General features: G+C 60.2%; 13 protein-coding genes and 1 pseudogene. 4 read left to right on the forward strand and 10 right to left on the reverse strand.

The window, feature by feature from the left end; translation table 11 throughout:
- Positions 1-62: 62 nt before the first annotated feature.
- Genes RCH09_RS09775 through panB form a run of 3 tightly spaced genes read left to right on the forward strand, consistent with a single transcriptional unit; the run spans position 63 to position 1,755 of the window.
- Positions 63-284: a DMT family protein gene (locus RCH09_RS09775; RefSeq protein WP_326940891.1), complete on the forward strand. Its 222-nt coding sequence runs from the start codon at positions 63-65 to the stop codon at positions 282-284.
- Complete coding sequence (locus RCH09_RS09780) at positions 281-922, forward strand: deoxynucleoside kinase (RefSeq protein WP_326940892.1); 642 nt, start codon at positions 281-283, stop codon at positions 920-922. Before RCH09_RS09775 ends, RCH09_RS09780 begins: the two co-directional genes overlap by 4 nt.
- 2 nt (positions 923-924) lie before the next feature.
- Positions 925-1,755, forward strand: a complete 831-nt coding sequence (gene panB, locus RCH09_RS09785) for a 3-methyl-2-oxobutanoate hydroxymethyltransferase (RefSeq protein WP_326940893.1) — start codon at positions 925-927, stop codon at positions 1,753-1,755.
- A 44-nt stretch (positions 1,756-1,799) separates the two neighbouring features.
- Here panB and can read toward each other — a convergent pair.
- Positions 1,800-2,468: pseudogene (gene can / locus RCH09_RS09790) on the reverse strand (carbonate dehydratase).
- A gap of 67 nt (positions 2,469-2,535) precedes the next feature.
- The gene (locus RCH09_RS09795) at positions 2,536-3,675 is read right to left on the reverse strand and encodes an FAD-dependent oxidoreductase (RefSeq protein ID WP_326940894.1); all 1,140 of its coding nucleotides are present in this window, start codon (positions 3,673-3,675) and stop codon (positions 2,536-2,538) included.
- Between the two features lie 211 nt (positions 3,676-3,886).
- Here RCH09_RS09795 and RCH09_RS09800 point away from each other — a divergent pair, with 211 nt between their 5' ends.
- Positions 3,887-4,834: a crotonase/enoyl-CoA hydratase family protein gene (locus tag RCH09_RS09800; protein ID WP_326940895.1), complete on the forward strand. Its 948-nt coding sequence runs from the start codon at positions 3,887-3,889 to the stop codon at positions 4,832-4,834.
- A 60-nt stretch (positions 4,835-4,894) separates the two neighbouring features.
- On the opposite strand, the gene RCH09_RS09805 is transcribed toward RCH09_RS09800, so the two are convergent.
- From RCH09_RS09805 to hemH, 8 genes are all read right to left on the reverse strand, one after another.
- Positions 4,895-5,545 carry a TenA family transcriptional regulator gene (locus RCH09_RS09805; RefSeq protein ID WP_326940896.1) on the reverse strand — a complete coding sequence of 217 codons (651 nt, stop codon included), beginning with the start codon at positions 5,543-5,545 and terminating at the stop codon, positions 4,895-4,897.
- A 49-nt stretch (positions 5,546-5,594) separates the two neighbouring features.
- Complete coding sequence (locus RCH09_RS09810; RefSeq protein WP_326940897.1) at positions 5,595-8,168, reverse strand: response regulator; 2,574 nt, start codon at positions 8,166-8,168, stop codon at positions 5,595-5,597.
- A 55-nt stretch (positions 8,169-8,223) separates the two neighbouring features.
- Positions 8,224-9,336 (reverse strand): HD domain-containing phosphohydrolase, encoded by a 1,113-nt coding sequence (locus tag RCH09_RS09815; RefSeq protein ID WP_326940898.1) that lies wholly within the window; start codon positions 9,334-9,336, stop codon positions 8,224-8,226.
- Positions 9,337-9,518: 182 nt separating this feature from the next.
- Positions 9,519-10,139, reverse strand: a complete 621-nt coding sequence (locus RCH09_RS09820; RefSeq protein ID WP_326940899.1) for a chalcone isomerase family protein — start codon at positions 10,137-10,139, stop codon at positions 9,519-9,521.
- 218 nt (positions 10,140-10,357) lie between these two features.
- On the reverse strand, positions 10,358-11,509 hold the full coding sequence (gene dnaJ, locus RCH09_RS09825) for a molecular chaperone DnaJ (protein ID WP_326940900.1): 1,152 nt from the start codon (positions 11,507-11,509) through the stop codon (positions 10,358-10,360).
- Between the two features lie 278 nt (positions 11,510-11,787).
- A complete protein-coding gene (gene dnaK, locus RCH09_RS09830) occupies positions 11,788-13,740 on the reverse strand; it encodes a molecular chaperone DnaK (protein WP_326940901.1) in 1,953 nt (650 codons plus the stop codon).
- A gap of 92 nt (positions 13,741-13,832) precedes the next feature.
- Positions 13,833-14,381: a nucleotide exchange factor GrpE gene (grpE, locus tag RCH09_RS09835; protein ID WP_326940902.1), complete on the reverse strand. Its 549-nt coding sequence runs from the start codon at positions 14,379-14,381 to the stop codon at positions 13,833-13,835.
- Between the two features lie 125 nt (positions 14,382-14,506).
- Positions 14,507-15,613 (reverse strand): ferrochelatase, encoded by a 1,107-nt coding sequence (gene hemH, locus RCH09_RS09840; protein ID WP_326940903.1) that lies wholly within the window; start codon positions 15,611-15,613, stop codon positions 14,507-14,509.
- Positions 15,614-15,615 lie beyond the last annotated feature (2 nt).

Genomic DNA, 15,615 nt, shown 5'->3' on the forward strand with positions numbered 1-15,615 from the left:
GCAAGTTCCCGTCATCGTTGAACCCGCCAGTTTGCAGACGCCGCGCAACCTCGCCATGACGCGTGCCTGGCATCGCCATCCCAACAGGCTTGCCAGCAAACCGTGGCGGCTCGCGGCGCGGAGCAGGCCTGGGCCGGACGCCGCTGAAAATCATGCAGGAAGCCATTACACTGATCGTGTTTGTTCAATGTGCAATGTTTTATTTGAGTCAGCCGTTCAAGCGCGATGAGGTGCGGACGGCTTTATGTCTGGCGGGTGCTGTTTTCTTCATACTCAGGTCATGAATTTCGATAAATACAATTACATCGTCGTCGAGGGCCCGATCGGGGTCGGTAAATCATCGCTGGCAAAACGGCTCGGGGAAAGCTTCGGCGCCCAGCTGATGCTGGAGCAGCCGCACGAGAATCCCTTCCTCGAACGGTTTTACCGCGACGCCGCACGGTATGCGCTGCCGACCCAAATGTTTTTCCTGTTCCAGCGCATGAACCAGCTGCGCGACCTGGCGCAGACGGACTTTTTCAATGCATCGCTGGTGTCGGATTTCCTGATCGACAAGGACCCCCTGTTTGCCCGCCTGACGCTGGGCGACGACGAACTGAACCTGTATCAGCAAATGTACGATCACCTGCATCCGCAGGCGCCGGTGCCGGATCTGGTCATCTATCTGCAGGCCGATCCGGAGACCCTGATCGAGCGCGTGCGCAAGCGCGGCGTGCCGATCGAAGCCGGGATCTCGGAAAATTACCTGACGCGACTGTGCGAAAGCTACAGCCGTTTTTTCTATCATTACGACGCTGCCCCGCTGTTGATCGTCAACGCCGAACATCTCAATCCGATCGAGCGCGACGAAGACTTCAACCTGCTGGTCATGCGCATCAAGAACATGCGCGGCAAGCGCGAATTTTTTAATCTCGGGGAATGACCATGGCTGGATATCTGCAGGAAAGTGAACGTGCCGGACGCAACAAACCCATCACCGTCGTATCGCTGATGGCGCTGCGCAGCGGCGGCGAGAAGATCAGCATGCTGACCTGTTACGACGCCAGCTTTGCGGCACTGATGGACCGCTGTGGCGTGGAAGTGCTGCTGGTTGGCGATTCGCTCGGGATGGTCTGCCAGGGCCATGATTCGACACTGCCGGTGACGGTTGCCGACGTCGCCTATCACACCGCCAGCGTGGCGCGTGGCAATCACACCGCACTGCTGGTGGCCGACATGCCGTTCGGCAGCTATGCCACGCCAGAGCTCGCCTACGCCAACGCGGTGGTGCTGATGCAGGCAGGCGCCCACATGGTCAAGCTCGAAGGCGGTGCGTGGCTGGTGGACACCGTAAAATTTCTGACCGAGCGCGGCGTGCCGGTGTGCGCGCATCTGGGCCTGACGCCGCAGTCGGTGCATCAGCTCGGTGGCTACCGGGTGCAGGGCAAGTCGATCGAAAGCGCCGACCAGTTGCGCGCCGATGCGCTGGCCTTGCAAACAGCGGGGGCATCGATGCTGGTGCTGGAGGCAATCCCGGCTGCGCTCGGCAAGGAAACCACCGAATTGCTGGCGATTCCCACCATCGGCATTGGCGCCGGCCCCGATTGCGCCGGGCAGGTGCTGGTGATGCATGACATGCTGGGCGCATTCCCGGGTCGCAAGGCGCGCTTCGTCAAGAATTTCATGGACGGGCAAGGCAGCATTGAAGGCGCGGTGCGGGCGTATGTCGCAGCGGTCAAGGACGGCACGTTCCCGGCCGCCGAGCACTGTTTCTGATGCGGTGAAGCGCCCTTGTCAGGCGCGCCGGCCTGGCGCGTCGATCAATATTCGTAGCGTGCCAGACTCGCCGCCATCTTCCCGGCCAGTTCATCCGGGCCGCTGACGGTCACGCCGAGGTCGCGCAACAAACCATCCTTGAGCCTGTAAATCCAGCTGTGAATGGTGAGTTCCTGGCCGCGTTCCCAGGCATCCTGGACCAGCGTGGTCTGGCAAACGTTGGCGACCTGTTCAATGACGTTGAGCTCACAAAGACGGTCGAGCTGCTCGCCACTGGGGATGGTGTCGCCAAAGTAGCGACCATGCTTCTAATGCACGTCCTGCACGTGGCGCAGCCAGTTGTCGGCCAGGCCGACGCGCCGCCGGGTCAGCGCCGCGTGCACGCCGGAGCAACCGTAATGGCCGGACACCATGATGTGCTTCACCTGCAGCACATCGATGGCGAACTGCATCACGGACAGGCAATTCAGGTCGGAATGGCACACCACGTTGGCGATATTGCGATGCACGAACAGCTCGCCCGGCAGCAGATCCACGATCTCATTGGCAGGCACTCGGCTGTCGGAGCACCCAATCCACAGGTAGTCGGGCGACTGCTGGGCGGTCAGCTTGGCAAAGAAGTCGACGTCATGATCGACCATCGACGCGGCCCACGCCCGATTGTTGCGAAACAGCTGTTCGAGCCCGACGCTGTCTTTGTTTTCATCTGTCATGCGAATTCCTTGGGATGATCGGAGCGCACGCATTTTAACTGTTAAGCGCGCCTTGCCCCCACTTCTGTCAGGCGGGCGGAAATGGCGCGCCGAAACGTTGCATGAATTGCTGGTCAATCCGGTTCTTCCAGTGCCAGACCCAGTTGCCTTGCCAGACCAAGCCGTACCACGAGGCAATCGCATGCCGGTCGCCGCATGACAGCAGCGACAGGTAGTCGCTTTGGGCGTGATAGCGGATCAGCTCCGCGCCGCCAAGCTGGCGCAGCAGATTGGCGGCCAGCACCGGCCCCTGGCGCACCGCAAACACGCCCGCCTTGGGACGTGGCTGGCTATCGTCGGTGGCAATATCGCCGGCGGCAAAGACCTGCGGATGACTGACCGATTGCAAATGCGCATTGACCCGCACAAAACCATCGTCGCCGCACGCCAGTCCCGCATCGGCCGGCCACGCCTGCGGCGCCGCACCGGTGGCCCAGATCAGCTGGTCACAGGCGGCCTGGCTGCCGTCGTCAAAAAACACCTGATCGGCGTCCACCCGCACGACTGCAGCGCCGGTCCGGATCGCCACACCGGCTTGCTCCAGTTGCCGGGTCATCAGGCGGGCCGCGCGGCGCGGATAGCCTGGCAGCAGCGCACCGCGACTGACCAGCGACCACTTGACCTGCTCGCGCTGTGCTTTCAGGCGATATGCCATCGCCAGCACCAGCTCGATGCCACCCGCGCCGCCGCCCACCATCACCATGTGGAGCGGTCGGTTCAGGCCGTCAAGCTGTGCCTGCAGCGCGCGCCAGTGTTGCAGAAACGGCCCGATCGGCTTGACCGGGAGTCCGGCCGCCGCCGCCCCGGCGATGCTGCCCAGCGGCGGCGTCGAACCGACATCCAGCGAAACCAGATCGAATGGCCACCACGCGCCATTGGCCCAGGCGGCATTACGGGTCAGGTCAAGACGCTCCACCGTCGCCTGCACCAGTTGCACGCCGGCGGCAGCGGCCAGCGCGCGCAAATCGACATGGCATTCCTTGATGCGGTAATGGCCGGCAACCAGGCCCGGCAGCATGCCGGAATACGGCGTGTCGAGATCGCTGCTCAATAGAGTGACATCAAACTGTATGCGCAAAGCGACGTCACAATGACGCAAGGCTTCAAGTACAAAAAGATGGGCATGACCGCCACCGACAAGCAGCAGTCGTTTTCGATGTGTCGTCAAATTCAGTGTCAGGCAAAATTCGGACTTTCACCATACCACGCAGCGTCGGAAAAAACGCATGCCAAGCCCGCAAAGGTTTCCCTTGTGGAGTTTATCTTGCAGAAAAGTCATTCTATTTGCCGCTTTGAACGTGGCCCGGTCCCATTACGATGCTTACTTACGGGCACGCAAGCAACCTCCACTTCTCAACATACTGCCAAGGCAAACCACCATGAACGCCATGACCGATCTGACCAATTTACGCGTGCCCCTGCCCTCCATTACCGCCCGCGGCATATCGCGGCGCCAGCTTGACCTCGAATACGATCCCGAAAACAGGGTCCTGTGGACCTTCATGAAACCGGCCGGCACGCCCTGCTTCAATTTGGGTTTGCTCAATGAATTGCGCGCCAATGACAAGCTGTTTGAAACCAACGGCGGTCAGGTCGACATCGACGGCACGCTGTATCCGGTGGATTTCAGTGTCGGCGCCTCGCGCATCACCAACGTCTTCAACTACGGCGGCGACCTGGCCCTGTTCGTGTTGCTGATCAAGTCGCGTGATCGCGATGCGCTGCTGCACTACGCGCGCCTGTGCGTCGACACCCTGTACGGACGGCTGACCAGTTTCGACACCAATGTCGTCACGATTTCCTTGCTGCAGGGCGATGCGCTCGGCGGCGGTTTTGAAAGTGCGCTGGCCAGCCATGTGCTGATCGCGGAAGACACCGCACGCATGGGTTTCCCGGAAATCCTGTTCAACCTGTTTCCTGGCATGGGCGCCTACAGCCTGTTGAGCCGACGGGTCGGTGCGAAAAAGGCGGAAGAGATCATTCTGAGCGGGAAGATCTACTCGGCGCAGGAGATGTTCGACCTCGGCCTGATCGACGTGATCGTGCCTGCCGGCCGTGGCGAAGCCGCCGTCAACGACTATGTGCGCCGTAACAGCAAACGCAGCAATGGCTTGCGCGCGATGTTCGAATGCCGTCGGCACACCCAGCCCATTTCGTATGAAGAACTGATGGGCATCACCGAAGTATGGGTCGATGCCGCGTTGCGCCTGCAGGACAAGGATCTGAAAATGATGGGCCGACTGGTCCGCTCCCAGTTGCGCCAACAGGAAGCGCGCCGCAATGGCATGCCGATGGTGGAAGAAGATCTGGAGCTGGCGCTGGGTTGACGGCGCCGGATTGACGACGGCCCAGCCTGCGCCCAACGCGGCGCGCAGGCGGGGCAGCAGTTACGCGCGATTCGTGCTGAGGAACTGGGTGAACAGGTAAAAGTTCATCTGGATCGCATTGATGACCAGTTCCTGCACTGCCGGGTCCTCAATGGTCTGCAGTAGCGTGCGCAAGCGCGCCATGTGCTCCACATCCATCGACGCATGCGAATCGAGGAAGCTGAATCCCTTCGGCAGTTCCATGCCCAGCCCGCCGGCAACCGCGCCGGCAACCTGGCCGCCGTACACCGACGAAACGATTTCCAGCACGTACAGCATCCCCAGGACACAGCAGGGGTGGATGCGCTCGGCCGAATGGTAGTTGTAGGCGATCATCGCCTGCACTGCCGCCGAGGGCTGCGATGCGCGCACCGTGGCGGGGGCAATGTCGAAGGCGCCGAGGTCGTCCAGCACCAGGTTCTCATGGCCCTTTTCGTCCTCGATGTTGTGGTACAGGTGATAGCGCACGTCGATGAATTGATCGGGACACCGACTGGCCGCCGTGGCCATGATCGGGCAGAAATGCCAGACGACGTGATACAGGTCGAGCAGGAAATCCTCATAGGAGGCGCGCGACATTTTTCCGTGCAACATATCCTGCACGGCGGGAATTCCCTCCATCTCGCGCCGATTGGTATCGGTCGCTTCCAGCAAACGAATAAAAAAAGACATGGCAGTACTCCGTCAATGAAAAGTCATAGGGTTGGGAAAATCCTGGAATCTAGCGCCTGTGCGCAGCGGACTGGGCGCGCAGCCGCCGGTAATGATCGAGCGCCGTCAGCAGTTCCTGGAAAGCCTGTTGCAGCAATGCCAGCGCTGCTGCCGGTTCGTTGCGCAGATCGGCTTCGCTGCGGCTTTCGAGCAAGGCGCAGGTGGTGCGCAGCGATATCGCACCAATGCTCATTGATGCGCCCTTGAGCGCATGCAACAGATCCTTGATGTCGCCGAAGTGTTGGTCCTGAAAGCTGCGCTCGATTTGCTGCATCAGGTTGCGGCCGTCTTCGATGAATCCGTTCAGGACACCGTCGACAAAACGGCCATCCTGGCCGATCGCATCGAGCTCCGCCAGCGTGGCGTAATTGAGCACGGCCGCGTCTTCGATGGGCTGACTGAGAATCGGCCTGATCGTCGCCACCTTGGGCAACGACGCCGGCGGGAGCAACTGCAGCTGCAACGGCTGGCGGCCAAACTGGCTGGTCAGGCGATCGAGGGTGTCGAGCAGCGTCCCGATCTGAATCGGCTTGGGCAGGAATTGATCAACGCCGGCCGCCAGGCATTCGGCGATGGTCTCGGCCGTGACATCGGCGGACAGCATGATGACCGGCAAATGGCGCGCACGCGAGCCGGTGAAGCGCATCGCCCGGGTCGCTTCCAGGCCGTTCATCTCGGGCATGTTCATGTCCAGGATCACCGCATCGAAATCCTGTTGCTGCAGCTGGTCGAGCGCCTGTTCGCCATTTTCCACCAGCGTGCAGGCATGGCCGGCGCGCTCCAGCATCTTGCGAATGACCATGCGGTTGGTCGGATTGTCTTCGGCGACCAGCAATTGATATCGGGCTGCTTGGGGCGCTGTCACCACAGCCGAGGGCACCGCAGACAGCAGCGGCGCTTCCGGCCGCACCAACCCGCCATCGCGCGGCGCAATCGCGTGCAATACGTTTTGCAACAGCTGAGATTTCAAGGGCAGCCGCAGCACCGCCTGCAACCCGGCCTGCTCGGCCAGTTGGCCGCGTGCATGGCTGTTCGTCACCGCGCTGTCGCATAAAATCACCGGAAAGTCATCGCGTCCGGCAGACGCCTGCAACACCGACACCAGCCCGCGCAATTCCGCCAGCTTGAGTGCATCGCCAATCCGCAGCGTGGCCGCGCCCAGCAGCACCAGATCGCAGCCGGCGTCGGCATGTATCTCGCGTTCCCGCGCCAGCACTGCCTGCGCGCCAGCACTATCGACAGCGGTCGTGTGCGGTATCGCCAGCGTGTCGAGCAACGCCGCCAAGGCGTGCTCCTCTGCAGCGGAGAATCCGGCCAGCAAGACGCGCCGCACACCAGGTGGCGCCGACCATGGCAGCGCAGGCTGCTTGTTCAGTCCCAGCTCAAACCAGAATGTGCTGCCGACGCCCACTTCGCTGCGCAACCCCAGCTGACCGCCCATCAGGTCGACCAGCTCGCGCGCGATCGTATTGCCCAGCCCGGTGCCGCCATAGCGGCGCGAGGTCGAGGCATCGGCCTGGGTAAAACTGTCGAAGACCTTGCCCTGTGCGGCCGGAGCAATCCCGATACCGGTATCCTCGACCTCGAAGCGCAGGAGCGCGCGCTGATCCGAATCGGAGATGCATTCGATACGCAGAACGATGCGACCCTGCTTGGTGAATTTGACCGCGTTCGACAACAGGTTGACCAGCACCTGACGCAAATGATGGGGATCGCCGCGCAGTGCAAACGGCGCGGCGGGATCGACCCGCACCAGCAATGGCAACCCGCGCGCGTTGGCTTGGTATTTGAAAATGTCGACGGTGCTGTTGATCAGGTCGTGCAGGTCGAACGCAATCTCCTCGATCAGGAGTTTGCCGGCTTCGATCTTGGAAAAATCAAGCACATCCTCGACCAGTGCCAGCATCAGGTGCGAGGCGTTGTCGAGGCTGCGGACCATCTCGTCCTGTTCGCGATTGAGCGCGGTGCTTTGCAGCAGATTGGCCATCCCGATGATCGCATTGAGCGGCGTGCGCAGTTCATGGCTGACCGATGAAATGAAACTGCGTTTGGCCAGATTGGCGGCCTCTTCCTGCTGCAACGCCCGCGTCAGCCGGGTCACCAGCGTGCTGAAATACAGACCAATCAGAATGATCCCGCCCCACAGGCTCAGCCCGAGTTGTTGGTGCTGCTTCCAGTACTCGACTGTCATCAGCACGATCGAAAACCCGAGCAGCGACCCGGCCAGCGACACGAACAGGTACGCTTTGCCAAAGCGAAATCCATTGCCAAACGTGATCCACAAATAAAACAGATAGATCGACACGCCAAGCTCGTCGGCATAAACCAGGCCGAAGGACACGCCCGCCGTGTCATTCAGGATGCCGATCACGCGGCGCACGGCAATTGCCTGCGGATGCAGCGCAATATCGACCAGCAACAGGGTGCTCAGGCACAGGAAGAAGCCGATGGTGGGGAGCAGGCTCGCGGTGGTGTCCGATGTCGGGGTAAACCACACCACGTAGGCGCAAATGAGGATCGCAATCACCATCCGCACCACGGCCTGTTCGTGCTCGCTGTTCGGATGCCGCATAAAGCGGAGCATCGCCGCCCTGGCGCCCGTCAGAAAGGATCGCAGGCCGACGACGCGCATCCAGCTTCTAGCCATGGGACGGCGACGGCGTCGTCGCCGCATCGAGAATCGCGACGATCTCGGCGGCATGCGCCACAAAGGCATCGACCACCACAGGATCGAAACGCTGCCCCTTGTGCGCCAGCAAATAGTCGAGCGCGGCGCGCCATTCCATCGGCGCCACGCCGGACTGCGCCGTGGTCAGGGTATCGAAGACATCGGCCACGGCGACAATCCTGGCTTCGAGCGGAATCGCATGGCCCGCGAGCCCGCCCGGGTAACCGCTGCCGTTAAACTCCTGGTGGTGATGCAGCGCGATGCGCGCGGCTACCTGCAGGAATCGCGAAGGACTGTTCTTGAGCAGATCGTGGCCGAGATGCGCATGGGTTTGCATGATCACCGCTTCTTGCGGCGTGAGCTCGGCGGCCTTTTGCATGATCGCATCGGGAATGCAGATCTTGCCGATGTCATGCATTGGCGCTGCCAGCTCGATGGCTTCGACCTCGTCATCGGACAGGCCGAGAGACCGCGCGATCAGTGCGGCAAAGGCAGACAGGCGCAACAAATGGGCGCCGGTCACCAGCTCGCGTTTTTCCGCCGCGCGTGCCAGCCGGCACAGGGTATCGACTTCCAGCAAGCGCAGTTCGCGGGTGACGTCCAGCACGCGCGCTTCCATGATGCGGGCGTGATTACTGTTGATCAGATATTGCTGGCGCAAATTGAGCAGATTCTGGCAACGCGCGCGACACTCGATGGGATCAACCGGACGAATCAGGAAATCGGTGGCGCCGACTTCGAACGCGCTGTAGCGCACTTCGCGATCGCTGACCACGGTGGTCATGACGATCGGCAGCTGCTCGTAGGTGTACATGCTGCGCAGCTGGCGAATGGTCTCGATGCCATCGAGCTGCGGCATCTTGTAATCGGTCAGCACCAGGTCGACCGGAAACTGCCGGATATAGTCAATTGCTTCGACCGGATTGGAGAACATCACGGTCTGGATGGAGCGGTCAATTCCCTTGACGACTTCCGCCAGGATCAGGCGGCCGGTACTTTGGTCATCGATGATGACAACGGTCTGCGTCACACCCGGCGGCGGTCTGATTGCATGGACTGTGGCCGGGCTTGATTGGACAGACATGGTTGACTCATTGCAAGTTATTTGAGATTTGAGTATGCCGCAGAATCATGAACACTGTGAACTTATTGTTTTAAAAAATTAACATAATCCGGCAGGCCGGAGCGTCCCGCGCCGCCACCGAATCAGCGCAGGTTCAGGACGCGCTCCGCATCACGGCGACCGCACATCGCGGCCGCGTCAGATCAGTTCGAACGCGGACCGTCATCAGCAACTTCGCCCAGCATCATGCGCTTGAGTTTCGAATCGACCGGCTTCTCGCCCAGCCAAATGCGCAAAATCGCATTGTAAAAACCGACATCAGGAATCGGCTCGGCGATTTTTTTACCATTCAACATGATCGCGGTGCCGATCGCCGGAATCCAGTCGACGGTCAGCACGTCGCCTTTTTTCAGTTCTGGCACGGTGGAAAACAATTCGCCGAACTTGATGAGCTGATTGACGAATTTCGATTTTTCGGCGCGATCTGTATTTTGCGTAATGCCGCCCATGAAGCCGCGGCCGAACTCTTCATTGCCGACATCGCGGAACATCACGATCTGTACGCGACGGGCACCGGTGGCAACCTGAACATCAGGCACCGTAAGCTTTTTGTCGGACAGATACAGACCGGCGGCATACACCTTGAAGATGGCCTTGTAGCGAATGCCGGCGCCATTGAGTTTGAGATCCTGGCCGCCGACCTTGGCGCTGTCGTCAAACTTGACGCCGGCGACGTCGGTCACGGCCAGGGCCGCGCCACTGGCCAGGCAGAACGAAAACAGCAGGGCCGCGGTGAAGGCAGCGCGAAGGCGGGTAATCATCATGTAAAAATCTCCAGTAACGCGATCTTGATGGCGCCGCAACGGCGCCGTTGTCGCTTGATAGTCGGGGGTGAACAGCGCCTGCCATCCCGCGCCGACGGGTTGCGCGGCAGACAAAACAGCAAGGCAGCCGTACAGTAACGCATTGCCGTCGCGCTGGCAAAAAAAACCGCCAGCCCCGGTGCCGGACTGGCGGTTTTTTCGCTCGGCAGGAGCGCATGTCAATCGAAAAAGCCCTTGACCTTTTCCTTCCAGGATTTCGATTGCGGGCTGTGTTTCGCACCGCCTTCCGAGGTCAGTTCTTCGAGTTCGCGCAACAGGTCGCGCTGGCGCTCGGTCAGCTTGACCGGCGTTTCAATCACGACGTGACAGAACAGATCGCCGGCGTAACCGGAACGCACGCCCTTGACGCCCTTGCTGCGCAGCCGGAACGTCTTGCCGGACTGGGTGCCTTCGGGCAGCGTGAAGGATGCCTTGCCGCTCAGGGTCGGCACCTCGATTTCCCCGCCCAGCGCCGCCTTGGCAAACGAAATCGGAATCTCGCAATGCAGGTCGTCGCCTTCGCGCTGGAACACCGGATGCTGCTTGATGTGGATTTCGACATACAGGTCGCCCGGCGGTCCGCCATTCATGCCCGGCTCGCCATTGCCGGATGAACGAATGCGCATGCCATCGTCGATCCCGGACGGGATCTTGACTTCCAGCGTCTTGTTGCGCTTGATGCGGCCGGCTCCAGCGCAGGTCGCACACGGTTCCGGAATGATCTTGCCGGTGCCGTGGCACTTGGGGCAGGTCTGCTGGATGCTGAAGAAGCCTTGCTGCATCCGTACCTGTCCGTGGCCGGCACAGGTCGGGCAGGTGGTCGGTTGCGTACCCGGCTTGGCGCCGCTGCCGTGACACACTTCACAACTGTCCCACGACGGCACCCGGATGGTGGTGTCGAAACCGTGCGCCGCCTGCTCCAGCGTGATGTCGAGGTTGTAACGCAGATCGGCGCCGCGATACACCTGCGGTCCGGCGCCGCGGCCGCCACCACCGCCGCCGCGTGCGGCGTTGCCAAAGATATCGCCGAAGATGTCGCCGAAGGCGTCGGAAAAGCCGCCGGCGCCGTTGCCGCCGAAACCGCCACCGCCGCCACCCATGTTGGGATCGACGCCGGCATGGCCATACCGGTCATACGCTTCGCGCTTCTTCGGGTCGGACAACATCTCGTACGCTTCCTTGGCTTCCTTGAACTTGTCTTCGGAGCCCTTGCTGTCCGGGTTGCGGTCGGGATGGTGCTTCATGGCGAGCTTGCGATACGACTTCTTGATCTCTTCATCAGAAGCGTTCTTGGCTACACCCAGTATTTCGTAAAAATCGCGTTTTGCCATCTTGTCGGCACCCTCTGAGATCTAAACAAAAACGCCGAGTCGAGCGGCGCAAGCCCAGGAGCCTGCGCGGCAGAAACGAATCGAAGCGAAATTGGTGGGAAAAGAGTCCAATTCGCCTCCGCTTTTGAGGACTGTAGCCCAGCTACAGCCGGAAAAACGGGGGCGAAGTGGGCCTTTTCTCCACCAATTGCAGCCGATTTGCTTCTGCCGCGCAGGCTCCCCACTCAACTCGGCGAGCCACAACAGCCTGCGCCGTGCGGCGTTGCAGTTCCAGCAAATTACTTGCTGTCTTTGACTTCCTTGAAGTCGGCGTCAACCACGTCTTCCTGATTGGCCTTGGCTTCTGCTGAAGGACCAGCACCGCCCTGCTCGGCGCCACCGGCAGCGGCGCCCGCAGCCTGCTGCGCCTGTGCATCGGCGTACATCTTTTCGCCCAGCGTTTGCGCGGCGGTCGAGAGTGTCGCGGACTTGGCATCGATATCGGCCTTGTCGCTGCCCTTCAAGGCTACTTCCAGATCCTTGATGGCGGCTTCGATCTTCTCTTTTTCCGCTGCATCAAGCTTGTCGCCATGCTCGGTCAAGGCCTTGCGGGTCGAGTGCACCAGGGCATCGCCCTGGTTGTGCGTCTCAGCCAGTTCTTTCAGGCGCTTGTCTTCTTCGGCATTGGCTTCGGCGTCGCGCACCATTTTCTGGATCTCATCTTCGGTCAGACCGGAGTTGGCCTTGATGGTGATCTTGTTTTCCTTGCCGGTGGCCTTGTCTTTTGCGCCGACGTGCAAAATACCATTGGCGTCGATGTCGAAGGTGACTTCGATCTGCGGCGTGCCGCGCGAGGATGGCGGAATGCCTTCCAGATTGAATTCGCCCAGGCCCTTGTTACCGGCGGCCATTTCGCGTTCGCCCTGGAACACCTTGATCGTCACCGCAGGCTGATTGTCATCGGCGGTCGAGAATACCTGGCTGAACTTGGTCGGGATCGTGGTGTTCTTCTGGATCATCTTGGTCATCACGCCGCCAAGGGTTTCGATACCCAGCGACAGCGGCGTCACATCCAGCAGCAGCAAATCCTTGCGTTCGCCGGACAGCACCGAACCCTGGATCGCTGCGCCAACGGCCACGGCTTCATCCGGATTGACGTCCTTGCGTGGATCCTTGCCGAAGAATTCCTTGACCTTTTCCTGCACCTTTGGCATCCGGGTCATGCCGCCGACCAGAATGATGTCGTCGATGTCACCGACGCTCACGCCAGCATCCTTGATGGCGATGCGGCATGGCTCGATGGTTTTCGAGATCAGCTCTTCGACCAGGGACTCAAGCTTGGCGCGGGTCATCTTCAGGTTCAGATGGACCGGTGCGCCATTGGCCATGGCGATGTACGGCTCATTGATTTCGGTTTGCTGCGCCGATGACAATTCAATCTTGGCGCGCTCGGCCGAACCCTTGATGCGCTGCAGTGCGATCGCGTCTTTCGACAGGTCGAGACCATTGATCTTCTTGAACTCGTCGATGATGAAATCGATGATGCGCTGGTCGAAATCTTCGCCGCCAAGGAAGGTGTCGCCATTGGTCGACAACACTTCGAACTGCATTTCGCCATCGACATCAGCGATCTCAATGATCGAGATATCGAAGGTACCGCCACCGAGGTCATACACAGCAATCTTGCGATCGCCCTTGCCGCCCTTGTCCAGACCGAATGCCAGAGCGGCAGCGGTTGGCTCATTGATGATGCGCTTGACATCGAGGCCGGCGATGCGACCGGCATCCTTGGTGGCCTGGCGTTGTGCGTCGTTGAAATAGGCCGGCACCGTGATGACGGCTTCGGTGACTTCTTCGCCGAGGTAGTCTTCGGCAGTTTTTTTCATCTTGCGCAACACTTCAGCGGAAATCTGCTGGGCGGCGAGTTTTTTCTCGCGCACCGAAATCCAGGCGTCGCCGTTGTCGGCCTTGACGATCTGGTACGGCATCAGCCCGATGTCCTTCTGCACTTCTTTTTCGTCGAACTTGCGGCCGATCAGTCGCTTGACCGCATACAGCGTGTTCTTCGGATTGGTCACCGCCTGGCGTTTGGCCGGTGCACCGACCAGGATTTCGCCGTCTTCCTGATAGGCGATGATTGATGGCGTAGTGCGCGCGCCTTCGGAGTTTTCAATAACTTTTGGCTGGCCGCCTTCCATGATGGCCACGCACGAATTGGTGGTGCCCAAGTCAATACCGATGATTCTGCCCATGATTTTTTCCTTTAGTGACTGCTTATTGACCAATTAACGAAATTTTCTGACTTGAATATAAGGAGCCGCGGACGGCTTTCAAGCACTGTTTTTTAAGACGCTTTTTCCTGGGCGACGGTGACCAGAGCCGGTCGCAACAGACGGTCGGCAATCATGTATCCCTTTTGCAGCACGCTGACAATCGTGTTGGCTTCCTGTTCGGCAGGCACCATCGAGATGGCCTGGTGTTTCATTGGATCGAGCTTTTCACCGGCTTTCGGGGAGAGTTCCATCAGACGGTTCTTTTCAAATGCGGACGACAACTGCTTGAGCGTCATCTCGACGCCTTCTTTCAGGGACTCGACCGACGGCGTTTCGATCTTCACGGCCATTTCGAGGCTGTCCATCACCGGCACCAGCGCTTCGGCAAAACTCTCGATGGCGAATTTGTGGGCGCGGGCAATGTCTTCCTGTGCCCGCCGGCGGAAATTTTCCACGTCGGCCTTGGCGCGCAGGAACGCATCCTGCATTTCCACAATCCGGGCTTCCGCCTCGGCAAGCTTTTCTTCCAGACCTGGTTCGACGGCCACGGGGGCGCCTTCCTGCTCCACATTGTCGTCAGGAGGCAGGTTGTCATGGCTCGGTTTTTCTTGATCTTGCATGTAAAAATCCTCCAACAATCAGTAACTTAGGGACAAAGCGAAGAATAAACTGACATCCAAGTGGGGCGATAACACACTATTACAAGGGGATTACCACACACTTCGACGGAATTTTTGCAACTCTGTTATTGTGCCGCGCCCAACCGCCTTGCCTCGGCCGAACTGACAGCCTGTTGCGCCCGCAGGGCTTCGCTTTCAGCGGCACTCAAGCGGGTTGGCCAGCCTTTCAGATGCCGTGTGGCGATGACCGCCAGCGCGGCGATCCAGTCCGGTGACTCATTCAGGCAGGGAATGTAGTGGAATTCCTTACCGCCGGCGGTCAGGAACTCCTGTTTCGCTTCGAGCGAAATCTCTTCCAGTGTTTCGAGGCAATCGCTGGTAAAGCCCGGGCACATCACGTCAACCCGTTGCAGGCCCTCTTTCGCCAGCTTCTGCAAGGTCGGCGCCGTGTACGGCTGCAGCCATTCGGCCTTGCCGAAACGCGACTGAAACGTCACCAGCAGGTCATCCTTGGCCAGTCCCAGCTGTTCTGCCAGCAGACGGGCGGTCTTGTAGCATTCGCAATGGTAGGGATCGCCCAGCATCAGCGTGCGCTTGGGCACGCCATGAAAGCTCAGCACCAGTTTTTCGCCGCGACCGTGGGTTTGCCAATGCGCCAGCACCGAGTTTTTCAGCGCATGGATATAGGCTGCGTCGTCGTGATAATGCTTGATGAAGCGCAGCTCCGGGATATTGCGCACCTTGCGATAGTGCGTCGACACGGCATCGAAGATCGACGCGGTCGTGGTGGCCGAATACTGCGGGTAGGCCGGTACAACCAGGATGCGGTCACAGCCGTCCTTTTGCAGCTGATTCAGCACGTCGGGCAGGCCCGGATTGCCATAGCTCATGGCGTATGCCACCTGCACCGCATGACCCTGCTCGCCCAACTGGCCACGCAGCAGCATGGCCTGGCGGGCAGTATGGACTTTCAGCGGCGAACCTTCCTTGGTCCAGATCAGCGCGTATTTTTTGGCCGACTTCTTGGCGCGGATCGGCAGGATGATGCCGTTGAGGATCAGCCACCAGATGGCGCGCGGGATTTCGACCACACGCGGGTCCGACAGGAACTGCTTCAGGTAACGCCGCACCGCGCTGGCATCGGGGGCGTCGGGCGTGCCGAGATTGACCAGCACGATGGCGGTTTTGCTGGCGCTGCCATGGGTGTACTTCGGCTCGTCATTGAATGCCATCG

The organism is Actimicrobium sp. GrIS 1.19 (assembly GCF_035984655.1).
GTDB lineage: Bacteria > Pseudomonadota > Gammaproteobacteria > Burkholderiales > Burkholderiaceae_D > Actimicrobium.